Origin of the sequence: Pedobacter lusitanus (genome assembly GCF_040026395.1) — a bacterium.
In the GTDB taxonomy this organism is placed as follows: domain Bacteria; phylum Bacteroidota; class Bacteroidia; order Sphingobacteriales; family Sphingobacteriaceae; genus Pedobacter; species Pedobacter lusitanus.
The window spans coordinates 1,155,317-1,180,084 of record NZ_CP157278.1; the positions used below are offsets into that span (position 1 = coordinate 1,155,317).

At 38.8% G+C, this 24,768-nt stretch carries 20 protein-coding genes; 6 read left to right on the plus strand and 14 right to left on the minus strand.

The window, feature by feature from the left end:
* The 12 genes from PL_RS05015 to PL_RS05070 all read right to left on the minus strand — a co-directional run bounded on the left by PL_RS05015 (nt 1) and on the right by PL_RS05070 (nt 13,842).
* Nucleotides 1-1,107, minus strand: coding sequence for a DUF1972 domain-containing protein (locus tag PL_RS05015; RefSeq protein WP_041880850.1), 1,107 nt, complete (start codon nt 1,105-1,107; stop codon nt 1-3).
* A 4-nt stretch (nt 1,108-1,111) separates the two neighbouring features.
* Complete coding sequence (locus tag PL_RS05020) at nt 1,112-2,224, minus strand: glycosyltransferase family 4 protein (protein ID WP_041880849.1); 1,113 nt, start codon at nt 2,222-2,224, stop codon at nt 1,112-1,114.
* A complete protein-coding gene (locus tag PL_RS05025; RefSeq protein ID WP_235324500.1) occupies nt 2,224-3,330 on the minus strand; it encodes a glycoside hydrolase family 99-like domain-containing protein in 1,107 nt (368 codons plus the stop codon). The genes PL_RS05020 and PL_RS05025 overlap by 1 nt, the downstream gene beginning before the upstream one ends.
* Before the next feature lie 25 nt (nt 3,331-3,355).
* Entirely contained in the window at nt 3,356-4,411 is a 1,056-nt protein-coding gene (locus PL_RS05030; RefSeq protein WP_152620294.1) for an alpha-2,8-polysialyltransferase family protein, read from the minus strand.
* Entirely contained in the window at nt 4,368-5,615 is a 1,248-nt protein-coding gene (locus PL_RS05035) for a hypothetical protein (protein WP_041880846.1), read from the minus strand. Before PL_RS05035 ends, PL_RS05030 begins: the two co-directional genes overlap by 44 nt.
* Complete coding sequence (locus PL_RS05040; RefSeq protein WP_041880843.1) at nt 5,599-6,834, minus strand: hypothetical protein; 1,236 nt, start codon at nt 6,832-6,834, stop codon at nt 5,599-5,601. The genes PL_RS05035 and PL_RS05040 overlap by 17 nt, the downstream gene beginning before the upstream one ends.
* Nucleotides 6,831-7,463, minus strand: coding sequence for an HAD family hydrolase (locus tag PL_RS05045; protein ID WP_041880841.1), 633 nt, complete (start codon nt 7,461-7,463; stop codon nt 6,831-6,833). The genes PL_RS05040 and PL_RS05045 overlap by 4 nt, the downstream gene beginning before the upstream one ends.
* Nucleotides 7,447-8,184: a 3-deoxy-manno-octulosonate cytidylyltransferase gene (locus PL_RS05050; protein ID WP_041880839.1), complete on the minus strand. Its 738-nt coding sequence runs from the start codon at nt 8,182-8,184 to the stop codon at nt 7,447-7,449. Before PL_RS05050 ends, PL_RS05045 begins: the two co-directional genes overlap by 17 nt.
* Nucleotides 8,184-9,725 (minus strand): aldolase catalytic domain-containing protein, encoded by a 1,542-nt coding sequence (locus PL_RS05055; RefSeq protein WP_041880837.1) that lies wholly within the window; start codon nt 9,723-9,725, stop codon nt 8,184-8,186. Before PL_RS05055 ends, PL_RS05050 begins: the two co-directional genes overlap by 1 nt.
* 6 nt (nt 9,726-9,731) lie before the next feature.
* Nucleotides 9,732-12,095, minus strand: coding sequence for a GumC family protein (locus PL_RS05060; protein ID WP_041880835.1), 2,364 nt, complete (start codon nt 12,093-12,095; stop codon nt 9,732-9,734).
* Between the two features lie 23 nt (nt 12,096-12,118).
* Entirely contained in the window at nt 12,119-12,928 is an 810-nt protein-coding gene (locus tag PL_RS05065) for a polysaccharide biosynthesis/export family protein (RefSeq protein ID WP_052496205.1), read from the minus strand.
* A gap of 185 nt (nt 12,929-13,113) precedes the next feature.
* A complete protein-coding gene (locus PL_RS05070) occupies nt 13,114-13,842 on the minus strand; it encodes a tyrosine-protein phosphatase (RefSeq protein ID WP_041880833.1) in 729 nt (242 codons plus the stop codon).
* 1,113 nt (nt 13,843-14,955) lie between these two features.
* Here PL_RS05070 and PL_RS05075 point away from each other — a divergent pair.
* The 6 genes from PL_RS05075 to PL_RS05100 all read left to right on the plus strand — a co-directional run bounded on the left by PL_RS05075 (nt 14,956) and on the right by PL_RS05100 (nt 22,202).
* Nucleotides 14,956-16,230 (plus strand): BamA/TamA family outer membrane protein, encoded by a 1,275-nt coding sequence (locus PL_RS05075; RefSeq protein WP_348621144.1) that lies wholly within the window; start codon nt 14,956-14,958, stop codon nt 16,228-16,230.
* 60 nt (nt 16,231-16,290) lie between these two features.
* On the plus strand, nt 16,291-17,736 hold the full coding sequence (locus PL_RS05080; protein WP_041880894.1) for an NAD-dependent succinate-semialdehyde dehydrogenase: 1,446 nt from the start codon (nt 16,291-16,293) through the stop codon (nt 17,734-17,736).
* A 63-nt stretch (nt 17,737-17,799) separates the two neighbouring features.
* Nucleotides 17,800-18,993 carry a DUF3298 and DUF4163 domain-containing protein gene (locus PL_RS05085; RefSeq protein WP_052496204.1) on the plus strand — a complete coding sequence of 398 codons (1,194 nt, stop codon included), beginning with the start codon at nt 17,800-17,802 and terminating at the stop codon, nt 18,991-18,993.
* Nucleotides 18,971-19,507 (plus strand): HD domain-containing protein, encoded by a 537-nt coding sequence (locus PL_RS05090; protein ID WP_082035880.1) that lies wholly within the window; start codon nt 18,971-18,973, stop codon nt 19,505-19,507. The genes PL_RS05085 and PL_RS05090 overlap by 23 nt, the downstream gene beginning before the upstream one ends.
* Nucleotides 19,508-19,745: 238 nt before the next feature.
* Nucleotides 19,746-21,272 carry a serine hydrolase domain-containing protein gene (locus tag PL_RS05095; protein WP_041880832.1) on the plus strand — a complete coding sequence of 509 codons (1,527 nt, stop codon included), beginning with the start codon at nt 19,746-19,748 and terminating at the stop codon, nt 21,270-21,272.
* A gap of 42 nt (nt 21,273-21,314) precedes the next feature.
* On the plus strand, nt 21,315-22,202 hold the full coding sequence (locus PL_RS05100; protein ID WP_052496202.1) for a polysaccharide lyase: 888 nt from the start codon (nt 21,315-21,317) through the stop codon (nt 22,200-22,202).
* 66 nt (nt 22,203-22,268) lie between these two features.
* Here PL_RS05100 and PL_RS05105 read toward each other — a convergent pair whose 3' ends face one another.
* Both PL_RS05105 and PL_RS05110 read right to left on the minus strand, forming a co-directional pair.
* On the minus strand, nt 22,269-23,885 hold the full coding sequence (locus PL_RS05105; RefSeq protein ID WP_235324498.1) for a Na+/H+ antiporter: 1,617 nt from the start codon (nt 23,883-23,885) through the stop codon (nt 22,269-22,271).
* A 28-nt stretch (nt 23,886-23,913) separates the two neighbouring features.
* Nucleotides 23,914-24,615: a DUF2461 domain-containing protein gene (locus tag PL_RS05110; protein WP_041880828.1), complete on the minus strand. Its 702-nt coding sequence runs from the start codon at nt 24,613-24,615 to the stop codon at nt 23,914-23,916.
* Nucleotides 24,616-24,768 lie beyond the last annotated feature (153 nt).

Consider the following 24,768-nt stretch of genomic DNA (forward strand, 5'->3'; position numbering starts at 1 on the left):
TCAGCGGTTGAGCCGTCCTTTAACGTCTTTAAAGTGCTGTGCGTACTGATCAGTAATAATTTCCCAGTCGTATATTTTCGTGATTTTAGTACGATTGTTTGTGATCATCAGCTGATATAAATCACGCTCATAAATCACTTCCTGCAAGTGCTTTTTAACATCTTCAGCGCTATTAAAATATAGCGCATCGTTTTCCAGTATATATCTGTTAAATGGATTATCATTAGCACAAATCAGACTATCAGAAGCCATAGCCTCCAGAAGTGACGGATTTGTACCACCAACAGTATGTCCATGAAAATAGATTTTAGAATAGTATCTCAAACTATTTAAAATATCAATGTTATAAATACCACCAATAAATTTAATCTGTGGAAAGGATGCAAACTTTCCTTTCAGATAGTTACCGTAAGCAGTTTCATGCTTACCGATAACTAAAAATGGAACATCAGCATTAGCCATTGCCACACCATCCAGAATCACCTCAATACTATTTTCCGGTTCTAATCTGGCAATCAGCATATTGTAAGCATAAGGAAGCAGACCATAAGCTAAAAGTTTGCTGCTATCCGGATGCTCAAAAACTGTAGCTCCGTAAGCAATAAAAGCAGAGTCTTTTTTGTATTTTTCTTTCAGATAATCCTGAATGCCAATAGAGTCTGCTATTAAATGATCACTGTATTTAACCCCAAGACTTTCTGCATACTTCAGGAACTTCTTAACCTTTTCTGAATACTTGGTACGTTTCCACTCCAGACCATCCATATTCGTAGTCACCACAACCTTTTTTGGCAACATCCATCCCCATACAGAGCTACTGGTATAACCCAACTGAAGAATAATATCACAATGCTGTTTTCTCACATCCAGAATACAGTTCAAATCATAAATAAACTGACCAGCAGTGCCAATTTTATCTTCAGGATCATAACAATGTATTAATTTGACCCCATTCCACTCTTTTTCCTGATAAGGATGATTATGCGAATTGTAAACAATAACCTCAAATCCTCTTTTTACTAACCCAAGTGCTAGGTACTCTGCACATTGTTCAAAACCACCGTAATAATTTGGTATACCCCTTGTCCCGATTATAGCTATGCGCATATTTCTAATTCTGATCTTCGTTAATTATATTATAAAAATTACCGGCTATTACCTTCCAGTTATACTTAAGGCTGATTGCCTGTTTGATTTGTTCAAAAGGGTAATCCCGATCTTCCAGTGCAGCCTGTAACATTTCCTCCAGCTGTTTCTGATTACCCGGGTTAAACAGATATTTAAAAAACCCAAATTCAGACATAGCCGTCTGATTGGAGCAGACTACCTTACACCCATTCATCGCAGCCTCAACAGGTGGTATTCCAAACCCTTCGGCCAGCGACGGAAAAACAAAAACTTCGGCCTGCTGATAAAAAGCATTAAGATCAGGCCAGCTTATCCCTTCCAGAAAGTGAATGTATTTACGGACATCATCATGAATCAGTTTCTGTAATTCATTAAAAGCATCCTGTTCAATTTTCTCCTTTTTACTGCCGATAAAAACCAGGTGATAACCCTGATCATATAACTTCAGTTTCAGAAAAGCAGTAAGTAAACCAAGATGATTTTTTCTGGGTTCAAAACGACTGACATACAGTATGTACTTACTGATACCGTATTTTTGCTCAATATTCACAGCCGGTTCATCCCCAGGAGTTATAGTTACTGCATTCGGTGTAACATGAATATTCTTCTGATCAATCCGGAATTTTTCTGATACATCAATTTTCGAATATTCAGAAACAGTAAGTACGATATCTGATCTTTTAGCCGAAGCAAAAAACAACACTTTCCTGCTCATCCTGTAAGTCCATGGAAAGTATTGCTTAAATTCTAAAAACAGCAGATCATGAATCGTGTTGATAAATTTACAATTTTTAACAAAGGGGACTATATATTGAAAATGAGCATAATCATATCCTCCTTCTCTGATTAACCGGGGATATTCAGTAAACAGTCTTTTGATCCTAGAACCCGAATTCAGCTTTACAAACTTAAATCTCGGATCCGGGAACAATGTTTTCAAATGATCAGTATCATGCGCACATAAAAAGATTTCCAGTCTTTCAAATTCTACCAATGCAGAATACAATCCATACATATAGGTTGCAGTCCCCTGAAAAGAATGATCAAAAATATGTGCATCTAACAGAATTTTTATTCTCTTTTGTATCAAACTCATTATTTATTATTTAAAGCTTTTTGTAGCCCTCTCAGGAAATCCGGCCCTTTAGCAGAAGGAGTAAGATAAGCTCCTTCCCCATTCTCATTCCAGGCATAAAGAAGTCCTATTTTTTCTTTGGTTATATGAGTTGTATTTTCACTGATCCAGTTAACCATACCCGAAACAGATTTGTATACTGATTTTTCAGAATAACCAACAAAATAAGGGGCAGTATCATATTTATTATTTGGTGCCGACCATGGCCTCGGGTCCCAGTTCAGCGTAGATACCGGGATATATTTCAGGCGACTTGTTTTAACAACCCTGTTCCATAACCGGTTCTCTGCAGTCCGCATACTATCAATAGGAACCTGTGTCTTTTTTGCCGTAAAACCTGCACTATGTGCATTATAGCCCGTCAAAATATCAAAACCACAACGTTCTGCCTGACTAACACTGTTTCTATCTCCTGATATACAAGCTGCAATAGTTACTCCATTTAACCCTTTTGTCATCGCTGCAGCCCTTAAAGACTGAAGCGCATCTTTCACTGAATCCTCAGACCCCAGCTGATCAACCAGACTCTGTACCGAGAATAAAATGAGTAACGGTTTTCCGTCAACCTTTAAATAACCCGGTGTTTTAAATTGTCTGATCCATTCCTGCTGAACAATATCCCAATCCTCTTTACCTATTTCAAAGCCCTTATGATTAGCTACCATCAGGCAATATTCCATTTTCCCGGTATAGGCAGACTGCTGAAAAAACTTCAGCGCATTGTTCAGGGGCTCTGTACTGTATTTATCCTTTCCACTATAATACCAGCAAAAACTAAAAAAAGAAAGACCCGCACCTGATGCTGCCAGAATCTGCTGATCAACAATCTTCTGCGAACTGGTAATCCATCCCCATTTAGGCTTTCTGCCAGAAAAAGAATTCATTAACTTTGGACTGATATGCTGTGCATACTTCCCTGTCCATCCATCAAAATAATAAGCACCAAGTTTAATGCCGGCAGCAGGATTTCTGTCAGGATTATACTGAGAATCTCCTGTGAAAGGTAACATTGCCATCATCAGACACAAAACATTCTGCCTGAATGAAAAAGATGAAATTAAGTTCATAAGCTATTCAGATTAAATTCATAAACTATTCAAAAACAGTATACTCCTCCGCGAAATACTTCCTGAGCCGGGCATAGATATAAGTAAATTTCTTTTTCTCTTTTCCTGCCAGCAGATTAATCATTTGAGGTGTCAGCAAGGAAATACCTTTGACCCCAAAAAATTCATGGGCATAGATAATCGTATTAGAATAAATACCTACAACTTCTTTAAACTTCCCACTCAGCAACATCGTTTCGGCCGGGATACCGTAGTCTTCAAAAAACGTAACACTACCAGAAGTTAGTTTATTTAGCGCTTCAATTTTTTCAGCACAGGATCTTGGATGAGGTTTGATAATTACACTCATCTTTAAATCGTTGCACCTTTGAATAAACTTACTGTACAGATTCAACTCCTCCTGCAGGGGTATCACTTTATCCTCAGACAAGGACTGACACAACAATAAGACATCTTTATCCTGGAAAGCATCTCCACCGGCAGTAATGTTATAAGCCTGATTTAAAACTGCTAAAAACTCTTTTTTAAGACTGATCAGCGGTACATAACGCTCAGGGCTGACTTCTTCAACCCGGCGAAACATTATCACCTGATCAAACAGGTGATAATAGTTTTTATACACGTAATACTTAACCTTTGACCCTAAAAACAGATAACCGGCTATTTGTTTCAAAAGACTATGAGCTTTTAAACCAGGCAGGTAATCCAGGATACCATCTTCAGATTTGATATAAGTTTTACTATTACCAAAAAGAGAGTAAATCAGCTTAAAAAGTACTGTCTGCTCTGAAAACACCAGAATCTTTTCAACCTTTGTAAAATACTCCTGTTTTAAAGATTCAATAATTGAATCAATATAAGCCGAAGCTATTGCCGATTTGGTTTTAGACAGCACAGACAACTGTCCCCACTCTACAATCAGCCGGATTGCCTTTTCATCAGCATTCAGTATTTTCATAATCTCTCCAAATGATTTTGGAGATGATTTCTCGATTACATATTGCGGATCAGTTATATTTTCTTTAAGCAGGTAACTCTTAGCCAAGAGCGCCTGCCATGGACTGCCTACTATTATCAACATATAGATTTTTGTCTTTATTTAGTGCTTCAATGGATATTAGAATTAATAATGATAATTCAACATAATAGATTAATGGTAAAAGGAATGATACGGCCAGATAAACCAGGATAATTACCGTAGACAAAGAGCCCCTTTTATAATGCACTATTGGAAATGATAAGAATACAAATACGGCCGTCAGCAAGCCCAGTTCAATGATAACGGATAAATAACCCGATTCAATAACCAGTGCATTATCAAAAAATGCGGCCGTATGCGCACCGACTTTTCCCAGTCCGATTCCATTGCCGATATTTTCCCATGCGATTTTAAACCCTCTGTCCAGACTTTCAAAATGCCCGGCAGAACTGGTATCCTCCAGAGAAGTACTGTTACTCCAGAAAGTATCTATAGTGCTCAATTCCATTTCCTGAATAGAAACAGGGACAATAAAGAATTGTATAACCACCACAAACAGCAGTACAAACAGGTACTTCACAGTCTTGGGCGTAAAGAAATTCAAATAAGGTATAACAAAGAAAAACAAGTATGTAGCGATTGTGGAACGGGTAAAAGTAAGCACCAGACTAATGGTCAGCACCATATTCAGTATTTTCCCAAACCTGACACTAAACAGCTCTTTGTATTTAAACAATAACACCAATGCCAGAATCAGGTATACACTATAGGGAATTGGCGCAATAAATCCACCTGCCCCTCTCTGCAATAATCCATAACCGATATAAAAAGTAAAATTCAGTTTTTCATCACTAAAAGTATTGACCGGATAACCAGCATTCAGATAGATACTTTCCCCGAGAAATAACTGCTGGATAGTTGTAAATACAGCCATCACAAAAGCGCCGATGATAAACCACTTTGAAATTCTCTCCCAATCAATCAGATCTGCTAATTTATAGAGAGAAATAGTCATTAAAATAGGCAACAGATAAATCCGGTAACTATAGGCTGCCATTAAACCCACACTATTAAAAAACAAATGTGCCGTTAAAAGAAAGATGGTCCCCAGTAATACCATCAGTTTCATACCTGCTATTTTAGGTCCCTTATGTGACAGCGCAAGTATTAACAAAGCAATCACTGCCAGTTCTTTCCAGAGTACAATCAATGAAAAATATTTTCTCAGGTATCCGTTTATAATCAGTGAATGCCATGGGAGCAGCAGCACCAGACTTAAAAACAACCTGTTAACCAATGCCTTCATCCGTCTTCTTTTTAAATATGTAACTATAAGAATAAAGAGCGATTAATGATTCTGCAACCAGCAGGGATACAATCGAACTGTATCTCAGATAGCCGAGAAAATAACTGATTAAATTCAGGACCAATACGATAATCAAACCATAAACAGTTAACCTGTTAAAGATTCCCCCGCCTTCAAATGCCTGTAAAAAAGTAATTGTAAAAAAGGATGCACAAACTACACCTATCAAAGCCACACCAACATTAAAGTTAAACCTGATGATCTCAGAAACCGGTGTCGTTTTCGGGACAATAATGTGTATGATCTGATCCGAATAATTCATGTAAACCAACAGGAATAAAACAAAACCAGCCGTTGCACACAAATTGAGATACAGGGAAAGTTTAAGCGCTTTTTTTCTGTCAAGTTTACAGAAATAGGGATAAACGGAGGTGATCAATATCGCCCTGCCCATACTGAATATGTTGTAAAAAGTAAAGGCATAGGAAATCATCCCCAGAGAGGTTTTATCAGTTAAAAAACCCACCAGAATTAATCCTATTGAATTATAGGCCCTGGCACAGAAACTTCCTGTAGTAAAAAGCATCGTTTCATTGAACTGCGCTTTTGGCCAGGTTTTCCTTATGGCAACCAGTACCAGATTGGATTTTGTAATCCATTTCAGGAAAAATCCCGAGATAATAGCCGCAGCCAGCAAAGGACCTATTTTAGCTATACTGATAATATAGCTGTTACTTAAATCCAGTTTTTTCCAGATTAACAGATACAAGATCAGTAAAGCAATACCATTGGTTGTCAGATTAATCAGCGCCTGGCTGGAAATTTTACCTATCCCTTTTAAAACCCAGTCACAGTAATACAGATAAATCAGCCCCCATAAGATTAAAAGAGAAGCAAAAGTAAAGGAGTCTTCGATAAAAAAGGAATACACTACAGAGAACAGGACCCAGACAATAAAACCAATAAATCTGAAAGTACTCACTGTTCTGACCAGTTCTCTGATAGCAGAAATATCCTTAAGTTTAATCAGTTCCTTTACCCCAAAATTCTGGGAACCAAAATCAATTACAGTCTGACCAATCGAGGTTACCGTTATAAACAACGAAAAATACCCATAAGTACTGACCGAAAAATTTCTGGACACCAGTAAAACCATAAACAAGGTACAGAACCTGTTTAAGGATTCAAACAAAACCGTCTTAAGGATACTTAATTTCATTTGCCGGAATTACAGGTAAACTGTTCGATATAATTTTCAGAAAGCTGTTTTAGTCCGGTATTATTATAACCGGCAAAAGAGATATTATTAAACACGGCTGCATCATAATCATTAATAGAATCCCCGATTAATATCACCTCATTTTTATCATATTGATTAGCGGACAAAACCTCTTCAACCAATTGTTTTTTTGGAGTCGGAGAGCCGTTGATTGATTTAAAAAAACCGGAAAGACCCAGTGAATCATTGATTATTTTCAGCTCCTTACCATCAGATCCAGACACAATATGCATTTGGAAATTCTGCCAGTTATCTCTGATAAATCCAACACTATCCTCAATCAGTAGAGTCTGATCAATCAGCAGAGACAACATAATCTCAGAAAACTTACCCGCAAGAGCTAAAACCTCTTCCTCACTGATAGCTTCCTTTCTGATTTCCTCAAAAAAATATCTGAACTTAACATATCTGGATAGGCCACCATTAAGCTCATGAAAAGCCATGAGCTGGTCAACCTGTTTCTTTGGATAAGCAGCCAGTACCAATTCAAACCCCTTTGATCTGACTGGCATAGAATCCATGATTACCCCATCAAAATCCCATAATAAAACTTTATATTCTGACAGCATCTTCTTTTAATTTATCCAGTACTTCTGTTAAATCTTCCGGACTATCCACAGCGATTGACTCACTGGACAGTTCAAGCATTCTCACTTCGTAATTCAACTCCAGAAATCTCAGAATTTCTATATCCTCTTCTGCTTCCAGAACAGTCTTATTTTCAGTTGCCGCAAAAGCTTTCAGCGCATCATAAGGAAAAGCATATATACATACCTGTCGCCAGCCTTTTACAAAATCCAGCCCTTTATTGCCGGGAACAGGACTTCTGGACATATACAAGAGCCTGCCATCCGGTCTGAAAACAACTTTAGGAACAGATTTACTTCTGTATTGTCTTTCACTGGTGATCGCACAATAACCATTCAATATCTCTCCGGGATAGGTATCCAGCCTGGAAATAACCTCCTTAATATCTTCCGGATTGAACAAAGGTTCATCTCCCTGAACATTAATATAATAGTCAGCTTTGACCAGATCAGCTACCTCAGCAATTCTGTCGGTTCCTGTCAGACAGTTATCTGATGTCAGCAGAACCTGCATACCAAAAAAACGGCAATGATCAACAATACGCTGATCTTCAGTAGCCACATAAACCAGATTTTTATCTACAGCCTTGATGCATTGCTCATAGGTTCGCTGCAACATACTCTTACCGTTAATAACGGTAAGAGGTTTCCCCGGAAATCTGGTCGATTGATACCGGGCGGGAATAACTACTATATAATTCATTAGCATACCAAACTATAAACTGAGCCAGGTAACAGGGTTTTATACCTGGTTGGCGTTAAAGAAACCAATTCTATATTATAAGTCTGCTGGAAAAGCTGAAACAGGAATTCATTTTCTTCAACCAGACTTCTTTCCAGCTGAGAGATTGAGGCTTCCTGATAACCATCAAATCCGGCTATATAAACTTCCTGAGCATTCAGTTCAACTGCAGTCTGCAGAGCCAGTAAACTATGTGAATCTTTAAATTTATCTGTAAAGGAGATCTTTTCGAATTCAAAGCACCGGTCATGAATCTTAGCCGGAATATAAGTACCCATTTTTCTTGGGAACGGAGGAAAAACACAAAGACCGTTAAAGTCACCCAGATCATTGAATACTTTTTCTAAACGATGTCCTTCGTTTCCGACAAGACAGAAAAACTGATCTGCCTGAACATCTTTATAGTATAGTGCATTTTTTGAACTCGAATGAACAACAGCGATATCTTCCGTCAGATTTATAAATTCAATAATAGCTTTCGCATGCTCCGCTGAATTAGGACCACCACCCAGTATCAGTACTTTACTGTAAGATTTTGCAGGTTTAAAAACCGGTAGTTCTTCATTATCCTTGATGTTATTTTTTTGATTCTGAAGTGCTCTCACCATACTATTCAATGAATATACCCGGGTAGTATACCAATCCATTACATCTTTCTGAGGCAAGGAATTTGAACCAGAAATCATATAAGGCACGTTGGTTCCCCACTCGTATTTTTTCAATAACTTATCAAAACCATCTACGACATTTCCGATAGCATTAAAATCTATATCCATTTTATATTTGGTATTTAAAACTGACAGTAACAGTTCAGTTTTAAGATTCCCGGCTCCACGACCCATACCCAAAATGGTAGAATCTACAATATCAGCACCATAATCAACTGCAGTAAGCGAGTTGATTAAAGCCATTTCCAGGTTATTATGACCATGAAAACCGATTTTACAATCAGTCTTTGACCTGATCAGATCCATAGTCTGCTTCACATCATCCGGGAATACCCCACCATAGCTGTCAACCATATAAAAATAGTCGGCAAGTCCATCCAGTCCACTCAGTTCTTCAACGAAATTACCATACTGCTTCCATTTGGACATATACATCACATTGAAGCCTACTTCGAAACCATATTTCTTAATTTCTGCCGCAAGCTTTAAGGCACGGCCCAGTTGCTGCGGGTCCAATGCAATCCTGACCATATCCACAATACCTACAATTGGCAGCAGCAGATCAGCAACATGTTCTACCCGGATATCCTTTTCATTGAAAATGATAACCAGTTTTTTATTGGTGAGACTTTTTAATTCCTGTAACTCATATACCGGAGAATAGAAATATTTGCCGTAATAATCTTTAACAGGTATACTTCTGTATCCAACCTCTATATATTCAACTGGCAGGCTGTTTAAAGAGTTAAGATAAGTATGGACTAAACTTTTATCGAAGTCCCAGTTTGTGTAATAACCACCATCCCGTAAGGTACAATCAAGTATTTTAAACATAATTAATTAAGATTTGAACAACTTTTTAAACCACTTTTTATTTTTACTTTCTGAATCGTCATACGAACCATAGCCGTAACCATAGCCGTAACCGTAGCCATAACCGTAACCATGGCCATCAATATCGTTTACAACAATTCCAATATTCTTCATCTTTTCACTCCTGCTCAGCTCTTCAATAATGTTTATTTGTTGTTTAGCGGTATAATTTTGTCTCACCAGATACAGACAGACATCTGCGTGAACAGCAATCAGCTGTGCATCGGCAACTATCCCGATTGGCGGAGCATCAATAATGATATAATCAAACTGTTGCTTAAGGTCATCTATTAATTCTTTTGTCCTGTCATCCAGCAGCATCTCGGCCGGATTTGGCGGAACAGGGCCCGAACTTACAATCGATAAATTCCGATGAATACTTAAGGGCTTTACGACATCTTTTGCCGTCAGACCAGCGTCGATAATATAGTTGGTAAAACCTTCATGATTTGAAATACCGAGCTTGGCAGATAAACCCGGCTTGCGTAAATCCAGCTCCATTAACAATACTTTTTTGTTGGATAAGGCAAGTACATTTCCCAGATTAATCGCCGCAAAAGATTTCCCTTCACCAGCCATACTTGAAGTAATCAGGATAACCTTCTCCTCTTTAGTTTTCATATAAAAGGAAAGATTGGTTCTCAGTGCCCTGAATTGTTCAGAAACAGCAGATCTGGAACTATTGGCGACAACCAGATTACTATCTTCTTCATTATGACTGATCTCTCCGATTACGGGAACTGCAGTCAGCTTACTGATATCTGCTTTAGTATGAATCTTATCATTTAAAATATCTTTCAGATAGATGGTTGATATCGGTATCAGCAGGCCCATAAAGACACCTACGATATAGATCATTCCTTTCTTTGGATTAAATGGCTTAACCTCAGATTTAGGCGGATCAATAGTTCTGGAATTTGAAATATTGGATGTTTTGGAAATCGCAGTTTCTTCACTCTTTTGCATCAGAAAAAGATAGAGTTCCTGCTTGATTTGCTGCTGACGGGCTAAATTCAAATAATTACGTTCAATTTCCGGAACACCGCGAACCTGAGTTTCAGCTTTTTTCATCTGATTACTCAATCTGTTTCTGGTAATCGTAAATGCATCCAGGGTAGTTACCAGGTTAGCTTCTATATCAGCCCTTGCATTGGCAATTTCTTTATCAATCAATACAATTGCAGGATTGGCTTCCGTGACCCCGATTAATCTTCTCGCTCTTTCCAGTGTCAGTGCATTGAATTTTTCTACGGCACTACTAAATACCAGATCGGCAGGCACCAGAGAACTCGGAAGAACCCTTTTATTTTTAGTGCCGTCTTTCAGATACTCCTGTAAACTTTTAAGAATACTGATCTGGGTTTCAGTTTTACTCAGGTCACTTACATACTGACCTGTAGTCTGTACCAGCAATTTAGACTGCTCAGTCATATCAGCCAGATTATTCTTTTGCTTAAAACCCTGAATATTACCTTCCAGATCACCCAGTTCCTTACCAATAAAACTCAGGCGGTTCTGAATAAATTTAACAGTGCTGTCCGCTATCTCATTTTTATCTTTGACATTCCCCTGCACATAGTTTTCAATCAGTTTATTTAAAATATCCTCTCCTTTTTTAGGTATCGGATGATTCAGCGACAGATCGACTATCGTAATCAGTTTATTTCTTACCTCTACAGCCAGATCTTCCATCAGATCAGCAACTTTTGAATCAACTGAGGTTACATTAACCCTGTATTTAGTATACAGTTCTTTGACAGCAGGATTTCTGGAAATCAATACCGTACCTACATGCAGCAGTTTAAATGGCTTATCCAGATGAACCACTGTATCCAGTTTTTTGGAACTTACTGCCAGCTGATCATTTTTCAGAAACTCTATATCAACATTGGTTTCCTTAATGGTGTCTTCTGCCGAAACTATCTTTAATACAACAGGAGATTTGTAAAGCTCAGTATTCTTTACCCTCCCTCTTCTGTAATTGGTTATATTCAGGCCCATATCTTTAACCACCTGCTCCATTAAATAGCGGGTTCTCAAAATTTCAGCCTCATTATCTACAGTGCTTTTGGCGCCCAGTAAACCACCAAGATCACCCAGGATATCACTGCCAGCCATCAGGCCACTGCCCTTTTTCTCATCATTTACCAGTACTCTTGCAGCGATTTTATAGCTGGGTGTTTTATATCTGGCATACAATACAGCAAGGATCACACAAATTATCACAGACAATAAAATCCAATACCAATTGTATAATAAACGTGATACAATTTGCTTTATATCTAAAGGTTCATCTTTATCAGACACTCTGTTTTCAATTATTTTATTCATCGGTTTAAACTAAGATTGATCAACTAAAGTCTTGAAAACAAGACAATTAAAACTGAGAGCGCAGTTCCAATAATCGCATAAGTCTGGGTTCTTGCCTGATTCAAAGAAGCAGCCTTTCCCTTATTAGGCTCGACATAAATCACATCGTTCTGTTTGAGATAATAAAATGGACTGTTAAACACCTGAGAGGAGTTTAAATTAAGACGTACAAATTCCTTTTTTCCATTGTTTTCACGGATAAGCAGTACATTTTCGCGCCTTCCAAAAATAGTCAGGTCACCTGCCAGGCCCAATGCATCAAGCACACTTACCCTTTCATTAGGCAGCACATAAGATGCCGGCCGGCCCACTTCTCCCAAAACCGTTACTTTAAAATTAGCGTAGCGCACCTGTACATTCGGATCTTTGTAAACAACAGCAGCTTTTTCTTTAATTAAATCTCTGGCCTGAAAGGTTGTGAGACCGCCAATTTTGACTTTCCCGATGATGGATAAATCAATCTCTCCATTTTTATCTACCAGAAATCCTGCAGCAGCTGCTGTTGGGGTAATCCCGGCAACCTGACCAGGAACAGTACTTAAAGCCTGTGTACCTAACTGATTAACAACCATTGAAGTTGCAGGGTCGATCGTAAAAATAGAAATGGAGAGGATGTCATCAGGTTGAATTGCAGGTTCAGTAAACACAGCTGTATTAGCTAATACAGATTTATCTGCAGACGTGATATCCTGAAAATAAGGTACATTTTTAGTACTCGCACAGGAAACAAAAAGTAAAGTCAGCAACAGCAGCATACTGTTTTTGATTTTACTGCTTTTAAAACTTCTTTTCATAGGTGAATAAAGCGTTTTTAACAGGTTATGATTCTATAAATTGTATTCGGGTTATTTTAAATATTCAGAGCGCTTTTTATAATGTCTTTTTTGAATATATAAATCGTTTTATCTTCGTTTTAAACAGGTATCAGGCAAATTCAGAATTACAATCTTTATGTTTCAGGTTCTGCCTGCACAACAGCTCAGGAGAAAAGTTCCTTGTTTTTAAATCCATAATTACCCAGCCTTTTATGCAAAAAACCACTGGTAACTGCTGTTGAAAGTGCGCGCAAATGTCTGTTGTGATGCAAATCGGTAGCAGCGAGATCATACAGCTCATTTTCCAATAAATATTCTGCTATTTGTTTAACTTCTTTACCATAATAACCACAAACTGATAATAAATTTAACTGAAAAAGAACGCCTATTTCCTTATACCTGCTAAATCTGAGAGGATCAGCATGATTAAAACTATAGCGCTCCGGATGTGCCAGGATCACATGGTACCCACGGATCTTCAGATCGAATATTACCTGTTCAATACCAGGCGTCTCTGAGAGATAGGACATCTCAATCAAAACATACTTCCCCGGCAGACATAATAAGTCATCAGCAACCCTGAAATTCTCATCAACCATGTACTCCGCTGCCGCATCAAGCACAACGTCCAGTCCGGCTCCCTGCAATCCGGCTTTAACTTCCAGCAGAGCAGTTTTAATGGTATCAGGGTTATTCGGATATAATTCCGCAAAAATATGGGGCGTACATAAAAATTTACTAAAGCCCAAATTATTTAACCCCCTGATCAAGTCTAATGACTGCACCAAATCGGGTGCACCATCATCAATACCCGGTAATAAATGCGAATGAACATCAATTCCCAGCCATTCTATATCCTCAACTCGATTTTTTTTCTTAAAAAAGGTAAACATTCTTTAATATATGGTATTTCGTAAAGCAATAAAATCTAAATCCTTCAATAGAAGACTAACTTGATATGTTTTTTAACGAAAGTACAAATTTATTAATACATAAAATGATTTAAACATTAAATTATTGTGTTTTTTTTTATCAACTACAATTTGAAAGACTAAAAAACACTGAAATTTTCAGGCTCAAAACAATCTGTATTTTACAGCAGCTACAGCATAAAACAAAGAGCAAAACACAAGAGAAATACTTAGCAAAAGATTGTTTAAAAACACAAAAATCATTGTTTAAACCTCAATAAACAGCCAAAAAAGTAAAAACAGGGTCAGAAAAAACATCATCTTTTTTTCACCGGAACACCAGAAACAAGAGTGTAACAAACCTAAGACACAATCTTCGCACAACCTGCAGGAATACGTTTTAAGCCCTTAAAACCCGCGCCAATTCTCTTTAAACGCCATTTATCAAGTTTTAAATAGACACCATTAGTTAATATATTTTTATATAATTATCTAAATAATAATGTTTTATATCTTATAAAGATTCAATAATTAAATTATAAGTATAAATATAATCTAAATTATAAATACAATTCCCTTGTTAAATCTGACCACATTTAGTGTAAAAAGAACACAATTGCTACTACCTGAATAAGTATAAAAGACAATTTTTCTGCTTAAAAAATTCACATCATCCTAAAAAACGGGGAGATCCGAAGCAGATATTTCAGCAAACTCTGATGAGATTATATAACTCCTGCGGTCAATAACCGTGTGAATCCGGAGCAATTCCATCTCAGGTCCGCCCCGAGTCCACGTATTTCTGTAAAAAGGTGGACTCAACGTGGACTCATTGTGGACTTGCGGTGGACTCACACAGTTACTGCTCTAACCCGAACCGGATCAAATAACAACCCGGTTTCAGGGTATTTACAGTTGGGTGGCAACCCTAATCTTTCTGCGGGCAAAACATTTTAGTTTTATTTTGGTTTAAATGCTACACCTAACCGTTTACAAAGCCTTTATAATTTGGAATTTAAGCCCCTATCGAAACTCGCCAAGCTCTATAAACACAACAGACTATCATTAGTATGGAAGCTTACCGCTTTAGTTATATTGATAAATATTCATAATCATGCGTACGGACAGACAGTTATTCCAGCTGAACCTTTAAAAAAGGATACTGCTCATGCCTCTCCTCCAGCCAGTCAGAGGCCGGCAGATTCTACCTATAAACAATATGATGTTTCCGATTTGATTCGTCATATCCTTCACCCTAAAAGAAAAACCAATCCGTTGCGTAAAAAATCAGGAATCACGCCGATGCCTAATGTGGCCTATAATCCAAGTATCGGTGCTCAGATCGGAATTAAAGCCGTAGCCGGAAAAATACTGGGCAGTGACCCTAATACCCTGATGTCAGTTGCTGCCACATCGGCTTCTATTACCACAAAAGGTATTATTTATTTTTATATCAGTCATAATATCTATACTCCGGGTAATAAATGGAATTTCCAGGGCAGTCTTGTCGCTGCAAAAACAGTGACACCAGATTTCGGATTGGGTATAGGTCAGGGAGCTACCGGAAATGAAACTGATGAGATTCTAACCAACGCTGAACGTAAAGGTTATGTACTCCATGCCCAGTTTTACAGTTTTAAAGAAAAAGTATATAAACAGATCCAGGATAATCTCTTTGTCGGTGCAGGGGTATCATTTGATATCCGAAGAAAGATAGAAGACAGAAAAACACCAACCGACCTGACTCCTTACAATATTTACAGTGACCGTTATGGCTTTGAAAGAGATCATTATATGGCAAATGGCCTTCTTTTTAATGTACAATACACTACCCGCGACAACCAGAACCGTGCCTATAAAGGCATTTATGCCGATGCCGGCCTCAGAGTGAATCAAAGCTGGATGGGAAGTACTAAAAACGCTGTACAGTTTACTACTGATTTCAGAAAATACTGGAGCCTTTCTGCCAGAAATCCGGAACATGTAATCGCTTTCTGGAACTGGGGATCTTATCTGGTTAGTGGTGCACTGCCCTATCTGGAACTGCCTGGCTCAGGCAAGGACCCTGCTTTCCGCAGCGGAAGAGGTTATACTATTGGTTATTTCAAAGGCACAAAGTATTTTTATTCTGAAGTAGAATACCGCTTTCCGATAACAAGAAATAAATTTTTAAGCGGTGCTACCTTCTTTAATGTACAAACTACAAACGATGATTCAGGTACCAGAATATTTCAGAAATGGCAACCTGCCGGTGGTGCCGGCTTAAGAGTACTTTTCAATAAGGCAACAAGAACCAATCTCTGTCTTGACTATGCTTTTGGTAATTATGGATCAAGAGGATTTTTTCTGGGTTTAAATGAGGCCTTTTAGAAAAAAATTGGGCGGCCGCTACATATGCTTAAATTTGATCAGTCACCAAATTCATACAAAATGGAAGATTACAAACAATTGCTTTTCAGCAAATCCTATATAAACGGCGAATGGGTTTCCGGCAGCAGCAAAACTTTTGAAGTGCTGAATCCTGCAGACGGAAGCGTCATCAAAAAATTAAGTGATGGCGATGGTCAGACCATCAGCCTGGCTATTGAAGCTGCACATACCGCTTTTAAACCATGGAGTAAAAAATCTGCTAAAGAAAGAGCTGTCATTATGCAGAAATGGTTTGCACTGATGATAGCAAACAGGGAATCCATTGCTAAAATCATGACCATGGAAAGTGGAAAGCCCATTCACGAAAGCCGCGGTGAAGTAGATTATGGCGCATCATTTATTCAGTGGTTTGCCGAAGAAGGGAAAAGACTTTACGGCGATATCATCCCCGGTTACACCGCCGACCGCAGAATAATGGTTATCAAACAGCCTATCGGGGTTGTAGGTGCTATCACACCGTGGAATTTCCCGCTGGCCATGATTACCAGAAAAGTTGGTCCGGCGCTGGCAGCAGGCTGTACTGTAGTAGTCCGGCCAAGTGAAGAAACCCCGCTGACGGCACTGGCCATAGCTCATCTTGCCGAAAAAGCAGGGTTCCCTAAAGGGGTTTTTAATGTGGTAACTGGAATGAACGCTTCAGCAATGGGTAAGGTCTTATGTGAAAGCCCGCTGGTTGCTAAAATCTCCTTTACAGGATCTACCCGGGTAGGACAAATCTTAAGTGCTCAGTGTGTTTCTACTTTAAAAAAGTTAAGTCTGGAACTAGGTGGAAATGCACCTTTTATTGTATTTGAGGATGCTGATATCGAGGCTGCCGTTAAAGGAGCTATTGCCGGTAAATTCAGATTTTCGGGTCAGACCTGCGTTTGTGTAAACCGTATTCTGGTGCATGAGAACATATACGAAGATTTCACAGCCAGATTCGTTAAAGCTGTATCTGCATTCAAACCAGGTAACGGACTGGATGAAACTGTAAATATCGGGCCACTGATCAATAGCAAAGCTATCAGCAGAGTTGAAGCCTTTGTTGAGGATGCCGTTAGCAAGGGAGGCAAAGTCCTGATTGGCGGAAAAAAAATGAATGAACAGTTTTTCTTACCGACGGTAATCGGCGAAGCTAACCAGACAATGAACTTTGCAAAAGAAGAAATTTTTGGCCCTGTAGCTCCGATCTTTAAATTCTCAACAGATGAGGAAGCTATAACTTTAGCCAATGATACGATATATGGACTGGCCTCTTATTTCTATACTAACGATTTAAAAAGAAGCTGGAAAATCAGCGAAGCACTGGAATATGGCATTGTAGGTATTAATGAAGGACTGATTTCATCAGAAGTAGCACCTTTTGGCGGCATAAAGCATTCTGGCTCCGGCAGAGAGGGATCTAAATATGGAATAGAAGATTATATTGAAATTAAATACATCTGCATAGGAAATATTGAATAACAAATTAAAATTTATTATTGATCCGAAATTTATTTAATTTCACTGGTAACAGCTAACCATTCTATGAAATCATCATTATTATATTTATTCGGCCTTCCGGTGTTAATCGCAGGCTGCCATTCAACTGAAAAAAAAAATCCGGCAACAGACTCCGTTACAACTGCAGTAGTAGAAAGAAGAGTTGCTGTACAGGAGCATCTTCCTGAAAATTTCTATAAAAGATTCCAGGGGATCATCGGTGACCGGAATGTAACGATTAACCTCAACAAAATAGGGAAAAATTTTACCGGCACCTATGACTATAATGGCGTTCAGGTAAACCTGGTTACTGATAAAATTATCAATCAGGACAGTATCATTCTGATAGAAAATGGTCTTGCTGATCATTACACAGAAGATGTGATACCTGGTGGCAAAGCAAAACTACATTTAAAATGGACCGGAACCGTTTTTAGCGGAATAAGGGTTGATGGTAAAGAAAAATCAAGTATTCGCCTGGAAGAATCCTATCCTGAGGGAAGTTATGCTTTCAAAATCGCTACTTACGCAGATTCGGCCAAAGCCTATCCGGCAAAAAAAGAATCACCCCAGGCTTCTGTAAAATATGAGTACCTGATGTCCGCCGGAACTAAACCAGAAGAACAGTGGCTGGATAAGCAGGTCAAAAAGACAATGGATCTTCAAAAACCAGCTGCTTCCTGGGCAACAGCAATAAAAAATGATGCTGACACTTATCTTAAAGGTTACAAAGCTGAAATCCGGGAAATGAAAATCGAGGCTGACGAACCCAGTGCTACTTTAAATTATTACAGAGGTCAAACCCTGAGTATTCATTATAACGACAACGGTTTTGCAGTGATTAAACATCTGATTGATAGTTATTCCGGAGGCGCACATGGCAATTATGCAACTACCCTGTATTGTTTCGATGTCAAAAATCAAAAACATTTAACACTTGCTGATGTGCTGAAAATTGATTCTGTATCACTGCAGAAACTGGTAGAAAAGAATTTCAGGATACAATATAATGTAAAACCTGCAGAAGAACTGACTACCCAGCTATTTGAAAATCACCTGGCAGCTAACAAAAACTTCTTTTTTGATAAAACAGGTGTCTCATTTTTATATAATCCTTATGAAGTGGCCAGCTTTGCCCAGGGGCAGATTATCGTTTCTGTTCCCTATTCAGATTTAAAAAAATATCTTAACCCTGTCTTCATTAAACGAATGGAGAATGACGTTCATTTGCATGACTAATAAAGAATTATTTAATGAAGCCCGGGAATTTGCCATAAAATCACATGGTGATCAGAAATATGGCATCTCTCCCTACGAAATACACCTGGGTAATGTAATCAGTGTGCTGATGAGGTTTAATGTTGACCTCAGTAATGCCTACAACCTTAATTTACTGATTGCGGCATGGCTTCATGATGTACTGGAAGACACTAAAATTACCAAAGACCAGCTGCAGGAAAAATTTGGCACCGCAGTAGCCGAAATTGTCTATACACTCAGTGATGATGAAGGAAACAGCAGAGAAGAAAGAAAAGCTAATTTTTATAAAAAGATAGCGCATAATGAAGATGCGATCATCGTCAAGCTTGCAGACAGAATCTCCAATGTAGAATTTAGTATTATACATGGAAATGATCAAAAATACGAATTGTATAAAGCAGAGGAGGAAAAACTCGAAACGGCCCTGCTTCCTGCATTAAAATCAGCACTAGGTATTGAACTACTCCAGTACCTAAGAAAACTATTAAACTGATAATCACAGCTTTAATAATTACAAAATTGATCTTATTGCCGCTTTTTGTCAAAGCTACCAAATTATTTCAATCGTTTGAATCCTCCTTAAATGCGCCTTTCCACAGGTTCTGAGAGATTCAAACGATTTTATTTTTAGGCGTTTGCTTAAATTCATTTCATAAACCAACTATAAAAATGATGACGGCATCCCTTATTGGGAAAGGAATTGGTGCGTCTTATTTTGTAAAACATAAACTATGAAAAAAAGCATCGCCATCCTGTTCTTCGCCTCCTGCCTGTCCATTTTTTTCAGCTGCCAGAAAAGAAAGGGAAAAGTTTTAACACATCCGTTTTCCAAAAACAGAATTACCGAACTCAACAATTATCTTACACAACTCAGCCAGGCTTTTTCTATTCCAGGTTTATCGGTTGGAATTGTACATAAAGACTCCGTTTTTTATACAGCATTTGGAATTGCAGACCAAAATCATCATCCTATAGACTCTTTATCAGCGTTCTCTGCAGGCAGTCTTTCTGAACCTGTACTCGCCACAGTAGTGCTTAAAATGCTGGACTCCGGATTAATCAACCTTGATGACCCTGTACATAAATATCTGCCTTATTTCAAAACAGCAGACAAGGCAAACAAAAAAATCACGATCAGACATTTGTTATCGCATACCTCCGGAATACAGCATTATCCCGTATTATGGGACAAACCTGATAATTCTGCCGCAGCACTGGAAACAACCACCCGCAGCATTTCATCTCAGGAGCTAAAATTCCCGGTTCCGGGCAGCAGAGTCGTCAGGTCTCCGTACAACTATGATATTCTGGCTGATTTAATCACCAAAGTAACTAGAAAGCCATTTGAAGAGTATGCTGATGAACAGGTGTTTAAAAAATTAGGTATGAAATCTTCAGGTTTTGCCAAACCGTCCGGACCAGTTCAGCCATTCAAAATCAATAACTGGCTCACATGGAGCTCAAAAACGGATAGCATCTATCCTTATAACCGGGAAAATGGTGGCAGTACCGGGCTGCATACCACTTCTGCAGATCTGTCCAGGTGGATGGAAATGCTGCTGAACAATGGAAAAACCACTATAGGTGTTTTTGTTAAACAAGCAATCTTTGATGATTTCTTTTCTGCCAGATATATGACGGGCAAAACATCAGGTATAACATTTGGCTGGGAATTGCTGAAAGATGGTGACATTGATTTCCTGTTCAAGAAAAATGACCTCACAAGTTTCCAGAATCAATTAATCCTGATTCCTGAAAAGGAGATTGGCATTACCTTTTTAAGCAATATTTCGGGTCAGCAGATTAGCCCGGGCGCTATTAAAGATATTACCGCCTGGCTGAATGGCGCTGCTTTACCCGTTGTAAAAACGCCCGTAAGCCGTACAATGGGAAATAAACTGCAGCAAACCGGCAATATTGATTCTGCGCTTAACCTTTACCGGATACTCAAAAAAACGAAAAATCAGCACTATGATCTGAGTATTACTGCACTGAGTGCTTTTGGAAATGTGCTGCTCAATCATATGCATGATCAAGAAAGTGCACTCAAACTATATACTCTTTGTGCAGAAGAATTTCCTGAATCAGCTGCACCTTATCTCAATATAGCAGCTATCTATATCAAAAGCAGATCTTATACCAATGCAGTTATGATACTTAAAAAATCAAAACCCCTGATGAATAAATTCCAGCTTGATTATGCTTCAGGCATGGAACAATATATTAAAGAAAGAACTACGGATCAGGATCCGGGATAATTTCCAGCGCTCAACAATTAACCAAAATATAAACCTATACCTATGAAAACCAACTCACAAAAGTTTAAATTCCTTTTCACCGTACTGGGAATTTCTCTTGCAATTGCAGGATGTAAAAAAGACGTCCGGCCCAATGAAATCATTGATGAGGATGCAACTACTACCGCCAGAGCCGTTTATTCGAGCAGAACAGTAAATTTTACGCACAGCGACGGTGCTTACAGTAAAGCCACAGCCGCTGCTGATATGGGAGACATCAGCGGAAACTGGCAATCTGGAAATGTGAATATATCAGGCAACCAGGTGAGCGTCAGAATTCCGGCTAACTCTATTTCTTCTCAGCCGGCCAGTGCGGGAAGCGGAAATACGGTTCAGATAGATGTACCTGACGGTTCTGAATATGAATTAAGTTTCAAAGTACGCTTTGCTTCAGACTTCCAGTGGAGCAGAGGTGGAAAAACCGGATTTGGATTTCTGATTGGGGATGGTTTCACAGGTTGTAACAAAGCCGACAGCGGAACTGGCGGAAGTGCTAGAATTATGTGGTATAACCCGACCAATCAAAAAGACAACAGCGGTACCGACAAGCCCTATTTCAGACCTTACGTTTACTATAAGGATATGCCGGAAGATTGCGGTAATAACTTCGGGAAACAAAGTAAACAACTGGCTAAAAACACCTGGTACACGATTAAAATCAGGATAAAAAGCAATACGGGATCGAATTTTGACGGACAGATTTCTTACACTGTTGACGGAGTGGATCTGCTGACCAAAAATGATATCCGCTGGACAACTGATACTTCTAAACGTCTGATCAAGATGATTACTTTTCACACCTTCAGAGGCGGCAGTCAGGACTACTGGGCTTCCTCTTCTGACGGTCTGATCTATTACGATGACCTGAGCTGGAACAGAATAGCCAGCTAAAAACAAAGGGCTGCAGAGTTGAGTGCAGCCCTTTGTAATTTATTTTATATCACCAGGTACCGGCTATCAGGAAATAACCATACCGGTACTTAATTCTTCTAAATCCAGCCTGTTCTCTTCTTCCCTGATAATATCATCATCATAATTCCTGTCACGCTTTAAAAGATGCAATTCATGACGCTGAACCTGTATTAAGTCGAGCATAATTTCCCGGTATACTTTCAATTCCTGCTGATCAATTTTACCTGCTCTGATAGCCTCCAGGTTATTTCTTTTACCGGTTAATGAGTTTTCCAGTTCAGCTTTAAAATTAGACATCAGTTCGTTATGGATACACTGGAACTGATAGTTCTCCTGTATTCTGACCAGTGACCTGTCAATCAAACGCAGCTTAATTTGCGCGCTCTGCTCCTGTTCGGGTATTTTATAAGTATTCTCCGGTATTTTGAGCCACTTGATGACATAAGGCAGAGATAATCCCTGAAATACCAGGGTAACCAGAATAACTACAAAAGTGATAAACAGGATTAAATTCCTTAATGGAAAAGGTGTCTGACTGTTTAGCATCAGAGGAATAGATAAGGCCGCTGCCAATGAAACTACACCTCGCATTCCAGCCCATACCACCACGACAGAAGAATGCCAGGTCATCCCCTGGTATCTGATTCTTGTTTTTTTATTCACCACCCTGGTAATTCTGCTGGTAGAAAACAACCACAAAAATCTTACAACCAAAGCCAGCATACTGATTCCAATACCATAATATATAGCCGTTTTCAACGGATATTCCGAACCTAAACCCGCAACAATATCAGGTAATGCCAGTCCTATTAATATAAATACGACTCCGTTCATCATGAAGGTAATTGCCGACCATACGGAATTAACCTTAACCCTGGAATTCGGTGTCAGAATTACATGGGACTGACTACATAACAGCAAACCTCCGGAAACTACGGCCATCACCCCCGAAACTTTAAAATGTTCTGCTACGACATACATAAAATATGGGGTCAGCAGGGTCAGCACTGTATCGATATTATCATTTGTAGGTAGCCATCTGTGCAGTACATAAAACACGCCTCCTATGGCAAGGCCTATCAGAATTCCCAAACCTGCTACCACCACAAAATTCAATGCAGCGTCCTGAAGCACAAAATTTCCGGTAACCACGGCTGCCAGCGCAAATTTAAATACGATTAAACTGGAAGCATCATTGACCAGACTCTCCCCTTCCAGTAAGGAATTAATAGTTTTGGGAACTTTAATTCCTTTCATTACTGAAGAGGCTGCAATGGCATCGGGTGGAGAAATAATCCCGCCCAGCAGAAAGCCAAGCGCCAGGGTAAAACCCGGAATAAAAGCCACAGATGCATAAGCAACAGCTATAGAAGTAATCAAAACCAAACCTACAGCCATCAACATGATCGCGCCTCTGTATTCCCTGAAATCTTTCCATGAGGTTGTCCAGGCAGCTTCGTAAAGCAATGGAGGCAGAAAAAGTAAAAAGATAATATCAGGATCGACCGTGAGGTGTGGAATTCCCGGAACAAAACCTATAATCAAGCCGGCCAGCACTAAAAATATCGGGTATGATATTTTCAACTTCTGCCCCATCATCACTAAAATAGTGACGCCCAGCAGTAAAACGAGAATTAGAATAAGATTATCGTGCAGCATCATTTCAGTAATTGACAGATTTAAATATAATTTATGCTACCGATCCGTTGATATCAGTAGTCAGCACTTCGCTCATATAGTCAAAAAACGGGCGCATATTTTTAAATGTCTGTCCCGCCTGTTCTAAAAAATCTTCACTTAAAACCTCCTGATCAGAAAAGCGCCTGGTCAGCAGAAACTGTTTGTAGCGTAAAAGATCAATTGCTTCATTAGCTGCATCAAAACCTTTAGGCGTAGTTTTTAACTTTTCGCCCTTCAGCGTTCCAAATGTAGAGATAAATGACTGGCTGCTTAATATTTTCCTCAATGGTGCAGCATCAAAAGAGATATCTTCCCTGATTCTTTTCAGATCTTCTGCAGAAGGACCAAAAAATCCACCTGCTATATAAGTATTACCTTCTTCAATATGAAAATGATATCCGCCTCTGCGATATTTGGTAGCTCTGCGGAAGCTGCCGCTCCAATGTGTTTTATAAGGCGTTTTATCTTTAGAAAAACGGGTATCCCGGTAAATCCGGTAGAGACTCTTTTTACCCGACGGGGTTTCAATGACATCATGTGTATTGAGCTCCTTTAACAACGCATCTGCAAAGGTTTCTATATACTCCTGCTCCTGCTGAAATTCTTCTTTATGGGTATTGAACCATTCCCGGTCATTATTCTTCTTTAACTGATTCAGAAAATCAAAGCCTGAAGACCGGATGGTTATATTTTTTGAACTCGTATTTTTCATGGTGAAGGCCAAATTAAGCATTTATCGCAAAAATATCTGGTTAAAATAAACTGCCGGATACCTTTTTGAGCAATAAATTATTAAATAATATTAAAATTGAATCATAGTGACTTTCAGGTTCTGACAACAGGACAAACTCCGGGAGATTTTTTT